Genomic DNA, 20,475 nt, shown 5'->3' with positions numbered 1-20,475 from the left:
AAACCCTGATACTTATGCTTATCAGGGTTTTCCTTTTTTCACGCCAATGTAACACTTCTCTGGCGCTCAACATTAAACGTTGACTCATTATGAAAACGTCATACAACTTACGTAGCATTGCAGCAAAAGCAATTAATCAGGTATTAGATCAAGGCTTATCTCTAAGTGCTGTCATACCTGAACTTCAAAAAAATATCTCAGATAAAGATAAAGCTTTATTACAAGAAATTTGCTTTGGTGTATTACGCACATTACCACAATTAGAATGGATTATTCAGCAACTCATGGATAAACCACTAAAAGGTAAACAACGCATTTTACACTACCTCATTATGGTGGGTTTATATCAGCTTCTTTATACACGTATTCCGCCCCACGCAGCTCTCGCGGAAACAGTAAATGGTGCTGTTGCACTAAAAAAACCACAGTTAAAAGGCTTAATTAACGGTGTGTTACGTCAGTTTCAACGCCAACAAGATATCCTTAATGAACGTTTTCAAAATAGTGAAAGTCGTTTTCTTCATCCATCATGGTTACTTGCCCGTATCAAGCGCGCTTACCCTGAACAATGGATGAGTATTGTTGAAGGCAATAACCAAAAACCACCTATGTGGTTACGTGTTAACCAGCAACACCATTCACGGGAAGAGTATTTGGTATTATTGACAGATAATGAGATTTCAGCCATTGCTGATGACAGCCATCCTTTTGCTATCCGTTTAGAAAGTCCATGTAACGTCAACCTTCTTCCAGGATTTGCAGATGGCTGGGTAACAATTCAAGATCGCTCAGCTCAACGTTGCGCTGAATTATTAGCACCAGAAAATAAAGAACAAATTCTCGATTTATGTGCGGCACCAGGGGGAAAAACAACTCATATTTTAGAAATAGCGCCCCAGGCTCAAGTTTTAGCCGTAGATATTGATGAACAACGTTTGAAACGGGTACAAGAAAATCTTACTCGTTTAAAACTCAATGCAATCGTCAAAAGTGGTGATGGACGTTATCCAGAACAATGGTGCGCTGGTATGCAATTTGATCGCATTTTACTTGATGCACCATGTTCAGCAACCGGGGTTATTCGCCGTCACCCTGATATCAAATGGCTTCGTCGTAATGACGATATTGAGCAATTAGCTCAAATTCAAAAAGAAATTCTTCATGCTATTTGGCCATACCTAAAATCCAGTGGCACACTCGTTTATGCTACATGTTCTATTCTTCCAGAAGAGAACATACAACAAATTGAAGCATTTTTGACATCAACTAAAGATGCACAATGCCATTACCAACATCAATGTTTACCAGAAGAGGAAGGTGGCGATGGTTTCTTTTATGCATTGATCAGAAAAATATGATCCTGTGATAAAAGATGATATCGGATCTAAAAGACGCTACTATTTCAACGCAAGATCATCAAGATCTTGCGTTTCTTTTCTATTTGTTAATCGAATACTCTGAGAAATTACGATGAAAATTATTATCTTAGGCGCTGGTCAAGTCGGTGGTACTCTCGCTGAAAATCTTGTCGGGGAGAATAATGATATTACTGTCGTTGATACTAATGCAGATCGTTTACGCCAACTTCAAGATAAATTCGATTTACGAGTAGTCAATGGGCATGGCTCTCACCCAAGGATCTTAAGAGAAGCAGGTGCGGAAGATGCTGATATGTTGGTTGCAGTTACCAACTCTGACGAAACCAACATGATAGCGTGCCAAGTTGCCTATACCTTGTTTAATACACCAAATAAAGTTGCACGTATACGTGCTTCAGAATTTGTTCGAGAAGCAGATAAACTATTTTTACCTGAAGCTATTCCCATTGATTATTTAATATCACCAGAACATTTAGTTATTGATTATATTTATAAACTTATTCAATACCCTGGCGCGTTACAAGTGGTCAATTTTGCAGAAGGCCAAGTCAGTATCGTTGCCGTCAAAGCCTATTATGGTGGATCCCTTGTTGGTAATGCTTTATCAACATTACGAGATCATATGCCACATATTGATACTCGTGTTGCTGCAATTTTTCGTCAAGATAGGCCTATTCGTCCTCAAGGCTCCACTATCATAGAAGCTGGAGATGAGGTCTTTTTTGTTGTCGCATCTCAGCATATTCGTGCTGTAATGAGTGAATTACAACGATTAGAAAAACCATATAAACGCATTATGATTGTGGGTGGTGGTAATGTGGGGGCAGGTTTAGCAGCAAGATTGGAAAAAGATTATAGCGTCAAACTTATTGAACATAATCAACAGCGTGCAACAGAACTAGCTGAACTTCTTCATGACACAATTGTTTTTTATGGTGATGCATCAGACCAAGAGCTTCTTGCAGAAGAACATATAGAACAAATCGATGTCTTTATCGCGCTGACTAATGATGATGAAGCAAACATTATGTCTGCTATGTTAGCAAAAAGAATGGGAGCAAAAAAAGCAATGGTCCTCATTCAGCGCAGTGCTTATGTTGATTTAGTTCAAGGTGGCGTTATTGATATTGCAATTTCACCACAGCAAGCAACTATTTCTGCACTTTTAGGTCATGTTCGCAAAGCGGATATTGTTAGTGTTTCATCATTACGCCGCGGTGTTGCTGAAGCAATTGAAGCTGTAGCTCACGGTGATGAGAATACATCAAAAGTTGTTGGTCGTCGTATACAAGATATCAAACTGCCACCAGGTACTATTATTGGGGCAATTGTCAGAAATGAAGATGTCATTATTGCAAATGCAAGCCACTCTATAGAACAGGGCGATCATGTGATTATGTTTATCACAGATAAAAAATATGTTCCTGAAGTTGAAAAGCTTTTCCAACCTAGTCCATTTTTCTTATAACGATTACGTAGAAATAAGAATAATAGTGATTGTTACTTATAATGGTCTACTATTATCATGTTAGATACTATATTTTTACATAATAAATCTATACTTAGATAAATAAGGGGTGGTTATGTCTTTTTTCAAAGAGTTTCGTGAATTTGCAATGAAAGGCAACGTTGTTGACATGGCTGTCGGTGTCATCATTGGTGCAGCTTTCGGTAAGATTGTTTCATCACTGGTTGCAGATATCATCATGCCACCACTAGGACTATTAATTGGTGGTATTGATTTTAAACAGTTTAGCCTTGTATTAAGAGATGCAAGTGGGGATGTTCCAGCCGTTGTACTAAATTACGGTATGTTTATTCAAACTGTTTTCGACTTTGCTATTGTTGCATTTGCTATTTTCTGTGCGATTAAATTAATTAACAAAACACGCCGTCAAGCAGAAGAAGCCCCGAAAGCACCACCTGCCCCATCGGCCGAAGAAACTCTATTAACAGAGATCCGCGATTTATTAAAAAATCAGCAGAAATAAAAACTAAAAGGCCAGTGATAACAATTGAAAGAATCTTTTGTTATCACTGGCCTCCCAGTTACCCTTCTTGTTATGTTTCGCTTTTCTCATAAAACTACCTTTCCCTTTCTTATTCTTTTCTACACGTTGTCTAAATAAAGGATCGTGAACCAACGCAGCTAAAGCATTATCTTTAATAACACCTTTTTGGTGCTGATATTTGCTAGACATAAAAACCTCTTAAATTGTTAAAGAACATAAAAAAATAATACGATACAGATATTATTGCTTTGTAGCTCCAGATTCAAGTATTTCTAGAATTGAACAATATGTACTCTCATGAGCACTACCACAACACGCATTACTCAACATCTTTAATGAATCTCGCATTCGCTCCATCTCTTTCAAGCGAATTTCAACTTCAGCTAGTCTTGCATCAACAATATGCTTTGATTCAACACAAGTATGATGGGCAGGATCAACACGAATAGAAAGGAGTTCAGTAATAGCATCTAATGTAAAACCCAGCTCTTTTGCATAACGAATAAAACGTAAACGTTGGAGATCTTGCTCAGTATATAGGCGATAACCACCTTCTGTGCGTCTATCATGATCCATCAATCCTTGTTTTTCATAAAACCGGATTGTATCTGTTGTTACATTTGCTAATTTTGCAACCTGCCCAATACGATACATGGACCATCCTCCATTGTTAATTATGAATAAGCATAGCAAATAACCAAAAGAATAGAATTGAAATATAGTGCGAAGCTTATATTACAAAATAGCAGTATGGTGAAACAGCAGAAAATAAATATGATACAACACAAAAGAAAGTAAAGAGGAATGCAAAAATAAAATATAAAAAGAGAAACCTTTATATCTTGTGAATAGCGTTTTCCAATAGATATAAAAAAACCGGATTAAAAAATCCGGTCTTTTTATTCGCTTCACTAAATAATAATTAAATTATTCAGCTGCTGCTTCTGTTTCAGAATCAGCACGGTCAACAAGCTCAATGTAAGCCATTGGAGCGTTGTCACCAGCACGGAAGCCACACTTCAGAATACGAGTGTAACCACCTGCACGGCTCGCAAAACGCGGACCTAATACTGTAAACAGTTTTGCCACGACTTCGTTATCACGAGTACGGGCGAATGCCAGACGACGATTAGCTACGCTGTCGGTCTTGGCAAGAGTAATCAGCGGCTCAACGACGCGACGCAGTTCTTTCGCTTTAGGCAAAGTTGTCTTGATTATCTCATGACGAACTAAAGAACCTGCCATGTTACGAAACATAGCCTGACGATGGCTGCTGTTGCGGTTCAATTGACGACCACTCTTACGATGGCGCATGACCTTATCCTTCTCAGTAAAACCTTAACCTGTGATCTTATTCATCAGCGATACTTGCAGGTGGCCAATTCTCAAGGCGCATACCCAGAGATAGACCACGCGACGCCAGTACGTCTTTAATCTCAGTAAGAGATTTCTTACCAAGGTTAGGCGTCTTAAGTAATTCAACTTCAGTACGCTGTACCAGATCACCGATGTAGTGGATTGCTTCTGCCTTCAGACAGTTAGCAGAGCGGACAGTCAATTCAAGATCGTCTACTGGGCGCAGTAAGATAGGATCGAATTCTGGCTTCTCTTCTTTAACTTCTGGCTGACGAACATCACGTAAGTCAACAAAAGCTTCAAGCTGTTCAGCCAGGATAGTCGCTGCACGGCGAATCGATTCTTCTGGATCGATAGTACCGTTAGTTTCCATCTCGATTACCAGCTTATCCAAGTCGGTACGCTGTTCAACACGAGCTGCTTCCACATTATAAGCAATACGCTCAACTGGGCTATAGCACGCGTCTACTAAAAGGCGACCGATAGGGCGCTCATCTTCTTCCGAATGAATTCGGGCAGAAGCCGGCACATAACCACGACCACGCTGAACTTTGATACGCATATTAATAGATGCGTTTTCGTCTGTAAGGTGGCAGATAACGTGCTGCGGCTTGACGATTTCGACATCACCGTCATGGATGATATCGGCTGCAATAACAGGGCCAATGCCAGATTTGCTCAAAGTAAGAATAACTTCATCTTTACCATGAACTTTTACCGCCAACCCCTTAAGGTTGAGCAGTATTTCTAGGATATCTTCCTGAACACCTTCTTTGGTGCTGTACTCATGCAGTACACCATCAATCTCAACCTCTGTTACCGCACAACCCGGCATAGACGAAAGCAGAATACGGCGCAGTGCGTTACCAAGAGTATGGCCGAAGCCTCGCTCTAATGGCTCAAGGGTCACCTTGGCGTGCGTCGAACTGACTTGCTCGATATCAACCAGGCGCGGTTTTAGAAACTCTGTCACAGAACCCTGCATTGTGTCCTCTCTTTGGTGCTAAGCCTTACTTGGAGTAAAGCTCGACGATCAGGTGCTCGTTAATGTCAGCAGACAAGTCAGTACGTTCAGGAATACGTTTGAACACACCTTCCATCTTAGCAGCATCAACTTCCAGCCATGTTGGCTTTTCACGCTGTTCAGCCAGCTCTAAAGCAGCCTTGATACGAGACTGTTTTTTCGATTTTTCACGAACGCTGACTACGTCATTCGGGGAAACCTGATAAGAAGCAATGTTAACCACGCGACCATTTACCATGATTGCTTTATGGCTAACCATCTGACGTGCTTCTGCGCGAGTTGCGCCAAAGCCCATACGATAAACAACGTTATCCAGACGACCTTCCAGCAGAGTCAGCAGGTTTTCACCTGTGTTGCCTTTCAGACGAGTTGCTTCTTTATAGTAGTTACGGAATTGACGTTCTAGAACACCGTAAATACGACGTACTTTTTGTTTTTCACGTAACTGAACACCGTAATCAGAAAGACGCGGTTTACGTGCGCCGTGCTGACCTGGTGCTTGTTCCAGTTTACACTTGGTGTCAATCGCCCGAACGCCAGATTTTAGAAATAAATCTGTACCTTCACGGCGGCTCAGCTTGAGCTTAGGACCCAAATATCTTGCCATTTTCTTTCTCCAACTTTCCTAAAAACGAAAACGTTATTAAACGCGACGTTTTTTCGGTGGACGACAACCGTTATGAGGAATCGGAGTCACATCAGTAATATTAGTGATGCGGAAACCAGCCGCGTTTAATGCACGGATAGTTGACTCACGACCAGGACCAGGTCCTTTAACCATAACTTCCAAGTTCTTAATTCCGTACTCTTTAACAGCTTCAGCGCAACGTTCTGCTGCAACCTGAGCCGCGAACGGAGTAGATTTACGAGAACCACGGAAACCGGAACCACCGGCAGTAGCCCAACCCAATGCGTTACCTTGACGATCGGTAATAGTAACGATTGTGTTGTTGAAAGAAGCATGGATATGAGCCACACCGTCAGAGACTTGTTTTCTTACACGCTTACGTGCACGAATAGGTGCTTTTGCCATTGTTCAAATACCCCGATTATTTCTTGATCGGCTTACGCGGACCCTTACGGGTACGTGCGTTAGTCTTAGTACGCTGACCGCGAACTGGTAGACCACGACGATGACGTAAACCACGGTAAGTACCAAGATCCATCAGACGTTTGATGCTCAGGGTAACTTCACGACGCAGATCACCTTCTACAACGTATTTGGCAACTTCGTCACGCAGCTTGTCGATTTGCTCTTCAGACAGCTCACTGATCTTAACATTTTCAGCAATACCAGCAGCTACACAGATAGCCTGTGAGCGGGTCTTACCGATACCGTAAATCGAAGTTAATGCGATTACAGTATGTTTATGATCAGGAATGTTAATGCCTGCTATACGGGCCACTATGCACTCCTAAATTAGCATTTATACAGTACCATTCTGAAAAGCCCGTTTTCAGGATACTCAAACAATACTGTATATATTATAAAAGATTGGGCTGGCTAATTTAGCCAGCTCAACCGAACTTTGCAAGAAAAAAATGCAATAAATTAGCCTTGACGCTGTTTATGCTTAGGCTCGACGCTGCAAATTACACGCACGTGACCGTGACGTCTAACAATTTTGCAGTTACGGCACATTTTCTTGACGGAAGCACGAACTTTCATTTTTACTCTCCGTAACTTCTAAAACAAATCGCTTATCAGTAATTAACCTTTAAGATTTGCTTTTTTCAATGCAGACTCATACTGACTTGACATCAGGAGGGTTTGCACTTGAGCCATAAAATCCATGATGACCACAACCACGATTAAGAGGGAAGTACCACCAAAATAGAAAGGTACTTTCATTGCGTCACGCATGAACTCCGGGATGAGACAGATAAAGGTAATATACAAGGCACCGATTAAGGTTAAACGAGTCATTACTTTATCTATATATTTAGCCGTCTGCTCTCCCGGGCGAATTCCTGGTACAAATGCACCGGACTTCTTCAGGTTATCTGCCGTTTCTCTTGGGTTGAAAACCAACGCCGTATAGAAGAAACAGAAGAATATGATTGCAGCAGCGTATAGTAACACATAAATAGGTTGACCAGGCTGTAGATTTAAAGAAATCGTCGTCAGCCAACCCCACCCTGTACCATCGCCAAACCAAGAGGTTATTGTACCAGGAAACAGGATAATACTTGAAGCAAAAATTGCTGGTATAACACCCGCCATATTTACTTTAAGTGGTAGATGTGTACTTTGTGCCGCGTATATTCTACGCCCTTGTTGACGTTTTGCATAGTTAACAACGATACGACGTTGTCCTCTTTCTACAAAAACAACAAAGAAAGTAACCGCGAACACCAATACTGCAACCAACAATAACAGGAGGAAGTGCAGTTCGCCTTGCCGTGCCTGCTCGATGGTTTGACCAATGGCAGGCGGAAGACCTGCAACGATACCCGCAAAAATAATGATTGAGATACCGTTACCAATACCACGTTCAGTGATTTGCTCACCTAACCACATTAGGAACATTGTCCCAGTGACTAAGCTCACAACAGCCGTAATATAGAATGGTAGACCTGGATTAATTACCAGACCTTGCATTCCTGGCATATTCGGTAAGCCTGTTGCGATACCAATTGATTGGAATATCGCCAGCACCAAAGTACCATAACGGGTATATTGGCTGATCTTACGACGACCGGCCTCCCCTTCCTTCTTAATCTCTGCTAACCGAGGGTTAACCACTGATAAAAGTTGGATAATAATCGATGCCGAAATATAAGGCATGATACCCAGCGCAAAGATAGAAGCACGGCTAAGAGCACCACCAGAGAACATGTTAAACATTTCAATGATGGTGCCTTTTTGCTGATCGAGCAATTTGGCAAGCACAGTGGCATCAATACCAGGGATAGGAATAAAAGAGCCAATCCTAAAGACAATTAGTGCACCAAGAACAAACAAAAGTCTGCGTTTTAGTTCACCAACACCACCTTTAGCACTCTGAAAATCTAAACCTGGTTGTTTAGCCATCTGTCACTTATTCCTCAATTTTACCGCCAGCTGATTCGATTGCTGCACGGGCACCTTTGGTAACACGCAGACCACGAATAGTCACTGCACGGTTAACCTCGCCAGACAGAATTAATTTTGCAAATTCAATCTGTGGGCCAACAACGTTTGCGGCTTTCAGTGCATTCAGATCGATTACATCGCCTTCAACGTAAGCTAAATCAGACAGGCGGATTTCCGCAGTCACGAAAGATTTACGTGAAGTAAAACCAAATTTTGGTAAACGACGATATAAAGGCATCTGGCCGCCTTCAAAACCACGACGTACGCCACCGCCAGAACGAGACTTCTGACCCTTGTGACCACGTCCGCCAGTTTTACCTAAGCCAGAACCAATACCACGACCTACACGTTTAGGCGCATGCTTGGCACCTTCAGCCGGAGACAGAGTATTTAAACGCATCTCTTACTCCTCAACTTTAACCATATAGGAAACCAAGTTGATCATACCGCGAACTGCTGGTGTATCTTCGCGTTCTACAGTGTGACCGATGCGACGCAGTCCTAAACCAACCATTGTTGCCTTATGTTTTGGCAAACGGCCGATTGTGCTGCGTATTTGAGTAATTTTAATAGTCTTAGCCATGGTCATTACCCCAGAATTTCTTCAACGGATTTACCACGCTTAGCTGCGACCATATCTGGAGACTTCATGCTATCTAAAGCGTCCAGTGTTGCACGAACCACGTTAATCGGGTTTGTGGAACCATAGGTTTTAGCCAGTACGTTACGAACGCCAGCCACTTCTAGAACTGCACGCATTGCACCACCTGCGATGATACCAGTACCTTCGTGAGCAGGCTGCATAAATACGCGAGATCCTGTGTGGGTACCTTTTACAGGGTGGAACAGAGTACCGTTGTTTAAAGCGACGGTTTTCATATTGCGACGGGCTTTTTCCATCGCTTTCTGGATTGCTGCCGGAACTTCGCGAGCTTTGCCATATCCAAAACCAACGCGGCCATTACCATCACCAACTACTGTAAGAGCGGTGAAGCTAAATATACGACCACCTTTGACGGTTTTAGATACGCGGTTTACCGCGATCAGCTTTTCCTGCAGTTCGCCAGCTTGTTTCTCGATGTGAGCCATCTTACACTCCTACCTTAGAACTGAAGGCCAGCTTCACGGGCAGCATCTGCCAGTGCCTGGACTCGACCATGATATTGGAAACCGGAACGGTCAAATGATACTACTTTGATACCTTTTTCCAGAGCGCGTTCAGCAACGATTTTACCAACTACTGCTGCTGCTTCTTTGTTTCCAGTGTTTTTCAGTTGCTCAATGATGGCTTTTTCTGTAGTAGAAGCGGCCACCAATGTTTCAGAACCGTTTGGTGCAATAACCTGCGCATAAATATGGCGAGGGGTACGGTGTACCACCAGGCGAGTCGCACCCAATTCTTGGAGCTTACGGCGTGCGCGGGTCGCACGACGGATACGAGCTGCTTTCTTATCCATAGTGTTACCTTACTTCTTCTTAGCCTCTTTGATACGCACAACTTCGTCGGCGTAACGAATACCTTTACCTTTATAAGGCTCAGGGCGACGGTAAGCACGCAGTTCAGCTGCTACTTGACCAATCACTTGCTTATCCGCACCTTTCAGTACGATTTCAGTTTGTGTTGGGCATTCAGCTGTGATGCCTGCTGGCAGTTGGTGTTCCACTGGATGTGAAAAACCTACTGATAAGTTAACCGCATTGCCTTTAATAGACGCACGATAACCTACACCTACCAGTTGCAGTTTTTTAGTGAAGCCTTCGGTAACACCTACAACCATAGCATTTAACAGAGAACGAGTAGTACCCGCCTGTGCCCATGCATCAGCAAAACCATCGCGAGGTGCGAAAGTTAACTGGTTGTCAGCATGTTGAATTTCAACTGCATTATGGATAGTACGAGTTAGCTCGCCGTTTTTACCCTTAATCGTAATAACCTGACCGTTGAGTTTAACCTCTACGCCGGCAGGAATGACGACGGGTGCTTTTGCCACACGAGACATTCTTTCCTCCCGAATTAAGCTACGTAGCAGATAATCTCGCCACCAAGACCTGCTTGGCGAGCTGCACGATCAGTCATAACACCTTTTGAGGTAGAAACAACAGCGATGCCCAGTCCTGCCATAACATTTGGCAGCTCATCTTTTCTTTTATAGATGCGCAGACTTGGACGGCTTACGCGCTGAATGCTTTCTACTACAGCCTTACCTTGGAAATATTTTAAAGTGATTTCCAGTTCTGGCTTAGTGTCGCCTTCAATTTTAAAATCTTCAATATAACCTTCTTCCTTAAGCACGTTGGCAATCGCCACTTTCAGCTTGGAGGAAGGCATTGTGACCGCAACTTTATTCGCGGCCTGACCGTTACGGATACGGGTCAGCATATCCGCGATGGGATCTTGCATGCTCATCTGTCTTTACTCCCGTGATTCAATTATGGTAATTACCAGCTAGCCTTTCTAAGGCCCGGGATTTCACCGCGCATAGCGGCTTCACGGACTTTAATACGGCTGAGACCAAATTTCCGCAGAAAACCGTGCGGACGTCCAGTTTGACGGCAGCGGTTACGCTGACGTGAAGGACTTGAATCACGTGGCATAGTTTGCAGTTTCAGAACAGCATTCCAACGATCTTCATCAGATACATTCACATCTGAAACGATAGCTTTCAGTTCTGCGCGTTTTGCGAAGAATTTCTCAGCTAAATTCGCACGTTTTACATCACGTGCTTTCATAGATTTCTTAGCCATGAATGCCCTGCCTTACTTGCGGAACGGGAAGTTAAACGCTGCTAACAGTGCGCGACCTTCATCATCTGATTTCGCAGTCGTAGTAATGGTAATATCCAAACCACGAACACGATCCACTTTATCGTAATCGATTTCAGGGAAGATGATTTGCTCACGTACGCCCATGCTGTAGTTACCACGTCCATCAAATGACTTAGCGGATAAACCACGGAAGTCACGAATACGAGGTACAGCAATAGAGATCAGGCGTTCAAAGAACTCCCACATGCGTTCGCCACGCAGGGTCACTTTACAGCCGATCGGATAGCCCTGACGGATTTTGAAGCCTGCAACAGATTTGCGTGCTTTGGTGATCAAAGGTTTTTGACCTGAGATTGCTGCTAAATCAGCTGCTGCATTATCCAGCAGTTTTTTATCAACAATCGCTTCACCAACACCCATATTCAGGGTGATCTTCTCGACCCGAGGGACTTGCATGACAGAATGGTAACCAAACTGAGACATCAGTTGTTGGACCACCTCGCCTTTGTAGTAATCATGCAGTTTCGCCATCGTATACTCCAAATTACTTGATAGTTTCTTTATTAGACTTGAAGAAACGAACTTTTTTGCCGTCTTCAAATCTAAAACCTACACGGTCAGCCTTACCGGTTGCCGCATTGAAGATTGCAACGTTAGAAACTTGAATAAAAGCTTCTTTTTCAACGATGCCACCTGGTTGATTCAGAGCCGGAACTGGCTTCTGATGTTTTTTAACCAGATTGATACCTTCAACGATAACTTTACCAGAAGAAAGAACCTGTTTTACTTTACCGCGCTTACCTTTATCTTTACCAGTAAGAACGATAACTTCGTCTTCACGACGGATTTTCGCTGCCATTGCCTGCTCCTTAGAGTACTTCAGGTGCCAGAGAGATTATTTTCATAAACTTCTCATTACGAAGTTCACGAGTAACCGGCCCAAAAATACGCGTACCAATAACTTGCTCGCTGTTGTTGTTTAACAATACACAAGCGTTGCTATCGAAGCGAATGACAGAACCGTCAGGGCGACGAACACCCTTCTTGGTGCGCACCACTACCGCTTTCAGTACATCACCTTTCTTAACTTTACCACGTGGAATTGCTTCCTTGATGGTAATTTTGATGATGTCACCTACATTTGCGTAGCGACGGTGCGAGCCACCTAGAACCTTGATACACATTACGCGACGTGCACCGGAGTTGTCGGCCACGTTCAGCATAGTCTGTTCTTGGATCATTTTAGTGCTCCGCTAAATGTCAACTACTACTGAGCCACTTCCACATTAGAAGAGGCCGTTCAATATCCCATAATACGAGGGAGCGGCATTATAACACCACATTCTCGATATGGACAGAAAAAATAAACGGCTCGTTCAGTTTTGAGCCGTTTATTTCGTACGAAAAGGCTATTTTATTACAGAACAGCTTTTTCTACAACGCGAACTAACGCCCAAGACTTAGTCTTAGACAGTGGACGTGTTTGACGAATTTCAACTACGTCACCAATTCCACATTCGTTGTTCTCGTCATGTACATGCAGTTTGGTCGTACGACGGATAAACTTACCATATAATGGGTGTTTAACCATACGATCGATAGCAACGACAATAGATTTTTCCATTTTGTCACTAACTACACGACCTTGCAGAGTACGGATTTTATCGGTCATTACGCACCCGCCTTCTCAGTCAGTAAAGTCTTAACGCGTGCGATATTACGACGCACTTGTTTCAACAGATGAGACTGTTGTAACTGACCACTTGCAGTCTGCATACGCAGATTAAACTGCTCACGCAGTAAGTTCAGCAGTTCTGTGTTCAGCTCTTCAACGCTCTTTTCGCGCAGCTCTTTTGCTTTCATTACATCACCGTCTTAGTTACAAAGGTGGTTTTGATAGGCAGTTTTGCTGCCGCCAGCTTGAATGCTTCACGGGCCAGTTCTTCAGGCACACCATCCATTTCATACAGGACTTTACCTGGCTGGATTAAGGCAACCCAATACTCAACGTTACCTTTACCTTTACCCATACGGACTTCGAGCGGCTTTTCAGTGATTGGTTTGTCTGGGAACACACGGATCCAGATTTTACCCTGACGCTTAACTGCACGGGTCATTGCACGACGTGCCGCTTCGATCTGACGTGCAGTCAGACGACCACGGCCCACAGCTTTAAGACCGTAAGTCCCGAAGCTTACATCCGCACCAGCAGCTAAGCCACGGTTGCGGCCTTTGTGCACTTTACGGAATTTTGTACGCTTTGGTTGTAACATCAGCGACTCTCCTTACTTGCGGCCTTTACGCTGCTGCTTTTTAGGTTGAGCTGCCGGTTGTTTTTCCGCCAGTTCAACTGCAGCCATACCACCCAGGATCTCACCTTTGAAGATCCATACCTTAACGCCGAGCACACCATAAGTGGTTTGTGCTTCTGAGGTATTGTAGTCGATATCTGCACGCAAAGTGTGCAGAGGTACTCGACCTTCACGATACCATTCAGTACGAGCGATTTCAGCGCCACCTAAGCGACCACTTACTTCCACTTTAATACCTTTAGCGCCCAAACGCATTGCGTTCTGTACTGCACGCTTCATAGCACGACGGAACATAACGCGACGTTCCAGCTGTGAAGTGATGCTGTCAGCAACTAATTTTGCGTCTAGTTCAGGTTTACGTACTTCGGCGATATTAATTTGCGCAGGAACGCCAGCGATATCCGCTACGTGCTTACGCAGTTTTTCAACATCTTCACCTTTTTTACCGATAACGATGCCTGGACGAGCAGTGTGAATAGTCACACGGATGCTTTTCGCAGGACGTTCGATAACGATACGAGATACAGATGCTTTAGCCAGTTCTTTAGTTAAGTACTGACGTACTTTAAAGTCGCTGTCTAGGTTGTCAGCGAATTCATTGGTACCCGCATACCATGTGGAATTCCAAGGCTTGACAATGCCAAGGCGGATACCATTAGGATGTACTTTTTGACCCATTGCTAGTCTCCAGAGTCTCAGCGATCAGACACAACCACAGTGATGTGGCTGGTGCGCTTCAGAATACGATCTGCACGGCCTTTTGCACGAGGCATAATGCGCTTCATAGAAGGACCTTCGTCAACAAAGATCTTAGCTACTTTCAGATCATCAATGTCAGCGCCATCGTTGTGTTCTGCATTAGCAATAGCAGACTCCAGTACTTTCTTCACTAAACCAGCAGCTTTCTTGTTGGTAAAGGTTAAAATTTCCAGAGCTTGCGACACTTTCTTACCGCGAATCAGGTCAGCTACTAAGCGAACCTTCTGAGCAGAAGAACGAGCGTGGCGATGCATAGCGATAGTTTCCATCTCTTCCTCCTACCTTATTTTTTCTTAGCCTTTTTATCGGCTGCATGACCGCGATAAGTACGGGTCGGCGCGAATTCACCCAGTTTGTGACCAACCATTTCGTCGGAAACGTAAACTGGAACATGCTGACGACCATTATGGACAGCGATGGTCAAACCGATCATGTTAGGAAAGATCGTTGAACGACGGGACCAAGTCTTAACAGGCTTTTTGTCACCGCTTTCCACCGCTTTCTCTACCTTCTTCAGCAAGTGCAGGTCAATGAAAGGACCTTTCTTGAGAGAACGTGGCATGGCTTATCCTCTAATTATTTCTTAGTACGACGATGAACGATGAAATGTTCAGTGCGTTTGTTTTTACGGGTCTTCTTACCTTTAGTTTGAACGCCCCAAGGTGTTACAGGGTGTTTACCAAAGTTACGACCTTCACCACCACCATGTGGGTGATCGACTGGGTTCATCGCAGTACCGCGAACGGTAGGACGAATACCACGCCAGCGACTTGCACCAGCTTTACCCAGAACGCGTAACATGTGCTCAGAGTTGCCAACTTCACCGATAGTTGCACGGCAATCAGAAGGAACTTTACGCATTTCACCAGAACGCAGACGAATAGTGACATAAGCACCATCACGAGCAACGATCTGAACGTAAGTACCAGCTGAACGAGCTAACTGACCACCTTTACCTGGTTTCATTTCTACGTTATGAACTGTAGAACCAACCGGGATATTACGCATTGGTAAGGTGTTACCCGCTTTGATAGCAGCATCAACGCCAGACTGAACTTTATCACCCGCTTTCAGGCCTTTTGGAGCCAGAATGTAGCGACGTTCACCATCAGCATACAGCACTAAAGCGATATTAGCTGAACGGTTTGGATCATATTCCAGACGTTCTACTGTTGCAGGGATACCATCTTTGTTGCGTTTGAAGTCAACAATACGGTAAGCCTGTTTGTGACCACCACCAATATGACGGGTAGTGATACGACCATTGTTGTTACGACCACCGGACTTGCTGTTTTTTTCCAGCAATGGCGCATAAGGTTTCCCTTTATGCAGCTCAGGGTTTACCACTTTAACTACGTGGCGACGGCCCGGAGACGTAGGTTTACATTTAACAATTGCCATTGTTCTTTACTCCTCCGACTTACTCAGCGCCGCCGACGAAGTCCAGATTCTGGCCTTCCTTCAGGGTGACGTAAGCTTTTTTCCAGTCGCTACGACGACCAATACGCTGACCGTGACGTTTCACTTTGCCTTTCATCAGCAGAGTGTTAACACTTTCAACTTCGACTTCAAACAGTTTTTGTACAGCTGCTTTAATCTCTGCTTTGGTCGCGTCTTTAGCAACTTTGAGAACGATGGTGTTTGATTTTTCCATCGCGATAGAAGCTTTTTCAGATACATGCGGCGCGCGCAGTACTTTCAGCAGACGTTCTTCACGGATCATGCCAGCATCTCCTCAACTTGCTTCACAGCGTCAGCAGTCATGACGACTTTGTCGAAGGCGATTAAGCTAACAGGGTCGATTGTTGCTGCATCACGTACGTCAACTTTATATAAGTTGCGCGCTGCTAAATACAGATTCTCATCTACATCAGCAGTGATGATCAGAACATCTTCCAGAGCCATATCTTTCAGTTTCTGTGCTAAAAGCTTAGTTTTAGGCGCTTCAACAGAGAACTTCTCTACGACGATCAGACGATCTTGACGTACCAGTTCAGACAGAATGCTCTTCAGAGCACCGCGGTACATCTTTTTGTTTACTTTTTGACTGTGGTCCTGTGGTTTAGCTGCGAAGCTAACACCACCAGAGCGCCAAATTGGGCTCTTGATTGAACCTGAACGTGCACGACCTGTACCTTTCTGTCTCCAAGGCTTTTTGCCTGAACCAGAAACTTCAGCACGGGTTTTCTGAGCACGAGTACCTTGACGAGCACCAGCAGCGTATGCAACGACTACTTGGTGCACAAGCGCTTCGTTAAAGTCACGCCCGAAGGTAGTTTCGGAAACAGTCAGCGCGCCTTGCGCGTCTTTCATTACCAATTCCATTCCTATCTCCTCGACGTTACGCCTTGACAGCTGGTTTAACGATCAGGTCACTGCCAGTTGCACCTGGAACAGCACCTTTGACCAGCAGCAGGTTGCGCTCAGCGTCAACACGTACTACTTCCAGGCTCTGAACGGTAACTTGTTCGTTACCCAGTTGACCTGCCATTTTCTTGCCTTTGAACACCTTACCCGGAGTCTGGTTCTGACCGATAGAACCCGGAACACGGTGAGACAAGGAGTTACCGTGGGTAGCATCTTGAGTACGGAAGTTCCAGCGCTTTACAGTACCAGCAAAACCTTTACCTTTAGATGTTCCAGTAACGTCGACTTTTTTAACGTCAGCGAAAATTTCTACGCTAATGCTTTGACCTACAGTGTATTCTTCGCCTTCGTTCAGACGGAATTCACGTAGTAAGCGGCCAGCTTCGACACCAGCTTTAGCAAAATGACCTGCTTCAGGTTTCAGTACACGGTTAGCTTTTTTGCTACCAGTAGTCACCTGAATGGCACGATAACCGTCTTTCTCCAGATCTCTGACCTGAGTAACACGGTTGTTTTCAATTTCGATAACGGTTACAGGGATTGAAACGCCATCTTCAGTGAAGATACGAGTCATTCCTACTTTCTTACCGACTAAACCAATCATTGTTTCAACCTCTCAATCGCTTGATGACCTGATTAACCTAGGCTGATCTGCACGTCTACGCCGGCAGCCAGATCCAGACGCATCAGAGCATCAACGGTTTTCTCGGTTGGCTCAACGATGTCAACCAGACGTTTGTGAGTGCGAATTTCATACTGATCACGCGCATCTTTATTAACGTGCGGAGAAATCAACACTGTGAAACGCTCTTTGCGAGTCGGCAGTGGGATTGGACCACGAACTTGCGCACCAGTGCGCTTAGCAGTCTCTACGATTTCCGCAGTTGATTGATCAATCAGACGATGATCAAAAGCTTTCAGGCGGATACGGATTCTTTGGTTCTGCATGAGACCAGAGCTCCAACTATTTTTTATAAACGTAAATGATCACTACTCGTACCCATTTCGATTGATGAGAGAGTGTAATCGTTCTGCATATAACTCCCCAATTGGGAGTATTATATTTAATGCAATAAAAAATCTGCATTAGCTGATTAATCAGCCCCACTAAATCAGTGAGCCTGCGCATTATACTTGCCTGAGTGATGAAATCAAGCCAAGAATAAAAAATCATCGATAAAAATAAGTTTTATTATTTAAAAAATGAAAAAAGCAAAGGCAATCTTCATTCCCTTTGCTTTAAATGGATTTGTAAATATTGTCGATAAGAGAAAATTGATACCTTTTTATTGAGGACTATTCTTCAATAATCTGAGCTTGTAAGTAATTTTGAAGCCCCATACGTTCAATTAACTCAAGCTGAGTTTCAATCCAATCAATATGCCCTTCTTCATCAGTTAAAATTTCTAACATTAAATCTCGACTCACATAGTCATGAATAGAATCAGCATACGCTATTGCTTCACGTAAATCTTTGGCACCACCAAGTTCTAATTCAAGATCAGAACGTAGCATCTCTTCAACGTCTTCACCGATATTTAGTTTGCCTAAATCTTGTAAGTTAGGAAGACCCTCTAGAAATAAAATACGCTCAATATATTTATCAGCATGTTTCATTTCATCGATAGATTCATGGTATTCCATTTCATTGAGACGAGTTAGTCCCCAATTTTTGAACATTCGGGCATGCAGGAAATACTGATTAATTGCAACAAGCTCACCACCTAATAATTTATTAAGGTGGGCTATCATTTTTTTATCACCTTTCATTTTTATGCTCCTTTGCTTCCAGTCTTTTTAGTGTAGACCTTTTATACAAAGTGGAGAGAAAGGAAATTTAAAATTTGTTATGCAACTTCAGAAATTTGAGGGTAAAGGACAGATTGCTCACTTTCAATGATTTGACGAGCTTGACGTACACACTTACCGCAACAACTGCCAACGGGCAAGATCTTACGTAATTCATTAATAGTGTGGATTTGATGTTTGTGTACTGTGGAGATAATTTTTTTATCACTCACACCATGACAGAGACAAACGTACATAATAGCAACCTCATTAACTACTCACGCATCGAATAGTAAATGATAACTATTATGATTTCAATTTCTATTTAACTTAGATGTTCTAATCTAATATAGAAACTAACATGATAATAAGAGAATAAGTTGAGGACTAGATTTAGCTAAGATAAAAAGCGCTATTTCTAAATATAAAAAAGGGCATCAACGATGCCCTTTCTCTATAACTTAAAGTAGGTTAGAGATTAACCTAATACTTTAGCAACAACGCCCGCACCTACTGTACGGCCACCTTCACGGATAGCGAAACGTAAACCGTCGTCCATCGCGATTGGGTGAATCAGATCAACGATCATATTGATGTTGTCACCTGGCATTACCATTTCTACGCCTTCTGGTAATTCGATAGTACCAGTTACGTCAGTTGTACGGAAGTAGAACTGTGGACGGTAACCTTTGAAGAATGGAGTATGACGACCACCTTCATCTTTGCTCAGAATATAAACTTCTGATTCGAATTTAGTGTGTGGCTTGATTGAACCTGGTTTAGCCAGTACTTGTCCACGTTCGATTTCTTCACGTTTAGTACCACGCAGCAGAACACCTACGTTCTCACCTGCACGACCTTCGTCAAGTAATTTACGGAACATTTCAACGCCAGTACAAGTTGTTTTAACTGTTGGTTTGATACCAACGATTTCAACTTCTTCACCAACTTTAACAACACCACGCTCAACACGACCAGTTACTACTGTACCACGGCCTGAGATTGAGAATACGTCTTCGATTGGTAACAGGAATGGTTTGTCAATTGCACGCTCTGGTTCTGGGATGTATGAATCCAGTGCTTCTGCTAATTCAACAATTTTTGCTTCCCACTCAGCTTCGCCTTCCAGTGCTTTAAGCGCTGAACCACGGATTACTGGAGTGTCGTCACCTGGGAAATCGTATTGAGACAGAAGTTCACGAACTTCCATTTCTACTAATTCCAGTAACTCTTCATCATCTACCATGTCACATTTGTTCAGGAATACGATGATGTAAGGAACACCAACCTGACGACCTAACAGGATGTGCTCACGAGTTTGTGGCATTGGGCCATCAGTCGCAGCAACTACCAGGATAGCTCCGTCCATTTGCGCAGCACCAGTGATCATGTTTTTAACATAGTCGGCGTGACCTGGGCAGTCTACGTGTGCGTAGTGACGAGTTGGAGTATCGTATTCTACGTGTGAAGTAGAGATGGTGATACCACGAGCTTTTTCTTCTGGTGCGTTATCGATTTGATCGAATGCACGAGCAGCACCACCGTAAGTTTTAGCTAAAACTGTAGTGATTGCAGCAGTCAGAGTTGTTTTACCGTGGTCAACGTGGCCGATAGTACCAACGTTAACGTGCGGTTT

At 43.5% G+C, this 20,475-nt stretch carries 36 protein-coding genes; 3 read left to right on the top strand and 33 right to left on the bottom strand.

Annotation, left to right across the window (positions count from 1 at the left end):
* Positions 1-89 precede the first annotated feature (89 nt).
* From rsmB to mscL, 3 genes are all read left to right on the top strand, one after another.
* Positions 90-1,358: a 16S rRNA (cytosine(967)-C(5))-methyltransferase RsmB gene (gene rsmB / locus GWI68_RS01500; RefSeq protein WP_166539179.1), complete on the top strand. Its 1,269-nt coding sequence runs from the start codon at positions 90-92 to the stop codon at positions 1,356-1,358.
* Between the two features lie 112 nt (positions 1,359-1,470).
* Positions 1,471-2,847, top strand: a complete 1,377-nt coding sequence (gene trkA, locus GWI68_RS01495; RefSeq protein ID WP_036933204.1) for a Trk system potassium transporter TrkA — start codon at positions 1,471-1,473, stop codon at positions 2,845-2,847.
* A 115-nt stretch (positions 2,848-2,962) separates the two neighbouring features.
* Positions 2,963-3,370, top strand: coding sequence for a large-conductance mechanosensitive channel protein MscL (gene mscL, locus GWI68_RS01490; protein WP_023583476.1), 408 nt, complete (start codon positions 2,963-2,965; stop codon positions 3,368-3,370).
* 3 nt (positions 3,371-3,373) lie between these two features.
* On the opposite strand, the gene GWI68_RS01485 is transcribed toward mscL, so the two are convergent.
* The 33 genes from GWI68_RS01485 to tuf form a co-directional block, all read right to left on the bottom strand.
* The gene (locus GWI68_RS01485) at positions 3,374-3,580 is read right to left on the bottom strand and encodes an alternative ribosome-rescue factor A (protein WP_072071080.1); all 207 of its coding nucleotides are present in this window, start codon (positions 3,578-3,580) and stop codon (positions 3,374-3,376) included.
* A gap of 51 nt (positions 3,581-3,631) precedes the next feature.
* Positions 3,632-4,045: a Zn(2+)-responsive transcriptional regulator gene (gene zntR, locus GWI68_RS01480; RefSeq protein WP_069368787.1), complete on the bottom strand. Its 414-nt coding sequence runs from the start codon at positions 4,043-4,045 to the stop codon at positions 3,632-3,634.
* A 273-nt stretch (positions 4,046-4,318) separates the two neighbouring features.
* Positions 4,319-4,705, bottom strand: coding sequence for a 50S ribosomal protein L17 (rplQ, locus tag GWI68_RS01475; RefSeq protein WP_004246940.1), 387 nt, complete (start codon positions 4,703-4,705; stop codon positions 4,319-4,321).
* Positions 4,706-4,742: 37 nt separating this feature from the next.
* On the bottom strand, positions 4,743-5,732 hold the full coding sequence (gene rpoA, locus GWI68_RS01470) for a DNA-directed RNA polymerase subunit alpha (RefSeq protein WP_006535513.1): 990 nt from the start codon (positions 5,730-5,732) through the stop codon (positions 4,743-4,745).
* A gap of 25 nt (positions 5,733-5,757) precedes the next feature.
* The gene (gene rpsD / locus GWI68_RS01465; protein ID WP_004246942.1) at positions 5,758-6,378 is read right to left on the bottom strand and encodes a 30S ribosomal protein S4; all 621 of its coding nucleotides are present in this window, start codon (positions 6,376-6,378) and stop codon (positions 5,758-5,760) included.
* Between the two features lie 36 nt (positions 6,379-6,414).
* On the bottom strand, positions 6,415-6,804 hold the full coding sequence (gene rpsK / locus GWI68_RS01460; protein WP_002919257.1) for a 30S ribosomal protein S11: 390 nt from the start codon (positions 6,802-6,804) through the stop codon (positions 6,415-6,417).
* Between the two features lie 16 nt (positions 6,805-6,820).
* Positions 6,821-7,177 carry a 30S ribosomal protein S13 gene (rpsM, locus tag GWI68_RS01455; protein WP_036914623.1) on the bottom strand — a complete coding sequence of 119 codons (357 nt, stop codon included), beginning with the start codon at positions 7,175-7,177 and terminating at the stop codon, positions 6,821-6,823.
* A 146-nt stretch (positions 7,178-7,323) separates the two neighbouring features.
* A complete protein-coding gene (rpmJ, locus tag GWI68_RS01450; protein ID WP_071788572.1) occupies positions 7,324-7,440 on the bottom strand; it encodes a 50S ribosomal protein L36 in 117 nt (38 codons plus the stop codon).
* A gap of 42 nt (positions 7,441-7,482) precedes the next feature.
* The gene (gene secY, locus GWI68_RS01445) at positions 7,483-8,805 is read right to left on the bottom strand and encodes a preprotein translocase subunit SecY (protein ID WP_006535510.1); all 1,323 of its coding nucleotides are present in this window, start codon (positions 8,803-8,805) and stop codon (positions 7,483-7,485) included.
* Positions 8,806-8,812: 7 nt separating this feature from the next.
* Entirely contained in the window at positions 8,813-9,247 is a 435-nt protein-coding gene (gene rplO, locus GWI68_RS01440; RefSeq protein ID WP_004246944.1) for a 50S ribosomal protein L15, read from the bottom strand.
* Positions 9,248-9,250: 3 nt separating this feature from the next.
* The gene (gene rpmD, locus GWI68_RS01435) at positions 9,251-9,430 is read right to left on the bottom strand and encodes a 50S ribosomal protein L30 (protein WP_166539178.1); all 180 of its coding nucleotides are present in this window, start codon (positions 9,428-9,430) and stop codon (positions 9,251-9,253) included.
* A gap of 5 nt (positions 9,431-9,435) precedes the next feature.
* Positions 9,436-9,936: a 30S ribosomal protein S5 gene (gene rpsE / locus GWI68_RS01430; RefSeq protein WP_023583472.1), complete on the bottom strand. Its 501-nt coding sequence runs from the start codon at positions 9,934-9,936 to the stop codon at positions 9,436-9,438.
* Between the two features lie 14 nt (positions 9,937-9,950).
* The gene (gene rplR, locus GWI68_RS01425) at positions 9,951-10,304 is read right to left on the bottom strand and encodes a 50S ribosomal protein L18 (protein ID WP_023583471.1); all 354 of its coding nucleotides are present in this window, start codon (positions 10,302-10,304) and stop codon (positions 9,951-9,953) included.
* Positions 10,305-10,313: 9 nt separating this feature from the next.
* On the bottom strand, positions 10,314-10,847 hold the full coding sequence (rplF, locus tag GWI68_RS01420; protein WP_036933221.1) for a 50S ribosomal protein L6: 534 nt from the start codon (positions 10,845-10,847) through the stop codon (positions 10,314-10,316).
* Between the two features lie 14 nt (positions 10,848-10,861).
* Positions 10,862-11,254, bottom strand: coding sequence for a 30S ribosomal protein S8 (gene rpsH / locus GWI68_RS01415; protein ID WP_100158931.1), 393 nt, complete (start codon positions 11,252-11,254; stop codon positions 10,862-10,864).
* Between the two features lie 32 nt (positions 11,255-11,286).
* Positions 11,287-11,592: a 30S ribosomal protein S14 gene (rpsN, locus tag GWI68_RS01410; RefSeq protein WP_006535503.1), complete on the bottom strand. Its 306-nt coding sequence runs from the start codon at positions 11,590-11,592 to the stop codon at positions 11,287-11,289.
* A gap of 12 nt (positions 11,593-11,604) precedes the next feature.
* Complete coding sequence (gene rplE, locus GWI68_RS01405; RefSeq protein ID WP_166539177.1) at positions 11,605-12,144, bottom strand: 50S ribosomal protein L5; 540 nt, start codon at positions 12,142-12,144, stop codon at positions 11,605-11,607.
* 13 nt (positions 12,145-12,157) lie between these two features.
* Positions 12,158-12,472 (bottom strand): 50S ribosomal protein L24, encoded by a 315-nt coding sequence (rplX, locus tag GWI68_RS01400; RefSeq protein WP_166539176.1) that lies wholly within the window; start codon positions 12,470-12,472, stop codon positions 12,158-12,160.
* Positions 12,473-12,482: 10 nt separating this feature from the next.
* Positions 12,483-12,854 (bottom strand): 50S ribosomal protein L14, encoded by a 372-nt coding sequence (rplN, locus tag GWI68_RS01395; RefSeq protein WP_047961675.1) that lies wholly within the window; start codon positions 12,852-12,854, stop codon positions 12,483-12,485.
* Between the two features lie 176 nt (positions 12,855-13,030).
* Positions 13,031-13,285 (bottom strand): 30S ribosomal protein S17, encoded by a 255-nt coding sequence (gene rpsQ / locus GWI68_RS01390; RefSeq protein WP_023583468.1) that lies wholly within the window; start codon positions 13,283-13,285, stop codon positions 13,031-13,033.
* A complete protein-coding gene (gene rpmC / locus GWI68_RS01385) occupies positions 13,285-13,476 on the bottom strand; it encodes a 50S ribosomal protein L29 (protein WP_064718511.1) in 192 nt (63 codons plus the stop codon). Before rpmC ends, rpsQ begins: the two co-directional genes overlap by 1 nt.
* Positions 13,476-13,886, bottom strand: a complete 411-nt coding sequence (gene rplP, locus GWI68_RS01380) for a 50S ribosomal protein L16 (RefSeq protein WP_006535500.1) — start codon at positions 13,884-13,886, stop codon at positions 13,476-13,478. The genes rpmC and rplP overlap by 1 nt, the downstream gene beginning before the upstream one ends.
* 12 nt (positions 13,887-13,898) lie before the next feature.
* On the bottom strand, positions 13,899-14,603 hold the full coding sequence (rpsC, locus tag GWI68_RS01375; RefSeq protein ID WP_166539175.1) for a 30S ribosomal protein S3: 705 nt from the start codon (positions 14,601-14,603) through the stop codon (positions 13,899-13,901).
* Between the two features lie 17 nt (positions 14,604-14,620).
* Positions 14,621-14,953 carry a 50S ribosomal protein L22 gene (rplV, locus tag GWI68_RS01370; protein ID WP_006535498.1) on the bottom strand — a complete coding sequence of 111 codons (333 nt, stop codon included), beginning with the start codon at positions 14,951-14,953 and terminating at the stop codon, positions 14,621-14,623.
* Positions 14,954-14,967: 14 nt separating this feature from the next.
* A complete protein-coding gene (rpsS, locus tag GWI68_RS01365) occupies positions 14,968-15,246 on the bottom strand; it encodes a 30S ribosomal protein S19 (RefSeq protein WP_004246960.1) in 279 nt (92 codons plus the stop codon).
* 14 nt (positions 15,247-15,260) lie between these two features.
* Positions 15,261-16,085 carry a 50S ribosomal protein L2 gene (rplB, locus tag GWI68_RS01360; RefSeq protein WP_006535497.1) on the bottom strand — a complete coding sequence of 275 codons (825 nt, stop codon included), beginning with the start codon at positions 16,083-16,085 and terminating at the stop codon, positions 15,261-15,263.
* Between the two features lie 19 nt (positions 16,086-16,104).
* Entirely contained in the window at positions 16,105-16,407 is a 303-nt protein-coding gene (rplW, locus tag GWI68_RS01355) for a 50S ribosomal protein L23 (protein WP_004246962.1), read from the bottom strand.
* A complete protein-coding gene (gene rplD / locus GWI68_RS01350) occupies positions 16,404-17,009 on the bottom strand; it encodes a 50S ribosomal protein L4 (RefSeq protein ID WP_023583466.1) in 606 nt (201 codons plus the stop codon). Before rplD ends, rplW begins: the two co-directional genes overlap by 4 nt.
* A gap of 16 nt (positions 17,010-17,025) precedes the next feature.
* Complete coding sequence (rplC, locus tag GWI68_RS01345; RefSeq protein WP_023583465.1) at positions 17,026-17,655, bottom strand: 50S ribosomal protein L3; 630 nt, start codon at positions 17,653-17,655, stop codon at positions 17,026-17,028.
* Positions 17,656-17,687: 32 nt separating this feature from the next.
* A complete protein-coding gene (gene rpsJ / locus GWI68_RS01340; RefSeq protein ID WP_001181005.1) occupies positions 17,688-17,999 on the bottom strand; it encodes a 30S ribosomal protein S10 in 312 nt (103 codons plus the stop codon).
* A gap of 348 nt (positions 18,000-18,347) precedes the next feature.
* Positions 18,348-18,821 carry a bacterioferritin gene (gene bfr / locus GWI68_RS01335; protein WP_109410208.1) on the bottom strand — a complete coding sequence of 158 codons (474 nt, stop codon included), beginning with the start codon at positions 18,819-18,821 and terminating at the stop codon, positions 18,348-18,350.
* Between the two features lie 77 nt (positions 18,822-18,898).
* Positions 18,899-19,096, bottom strand: coding sequence for a bacterioferritin-associated ferredoxin (gene bfd / locus GWI68_RS01330; protein ID WP_166539174.1), 198 nt, complete (start codon positions 19,094-19,096; stop codon positions 18,899-18,901).
* Positions 19,097-19,317: 221 nt separating this feature from the next.
* A partial coding sequence (gene tuf, locus GWI68_RS01325; RefSeq protein ID WP_166539173.1) for an elongation factor Tu occupies positions 19,318-20,475 on the bottom strand: 1,158 nt, incomplete at its 5' end.

Source organism: Proteus sp. G2669 (assembly GCF_009915245.1).
Classification (GTDB): Bacteria; Pseudomonadota; Gammaproteobacteria; order Enterobacterales; family Enterobacteriaceae; genus Proteus.
Note: the sequence above shows the minus strand (reverse complement) of the source record. Positions and strands in the feature narration are given on the sequence as shown.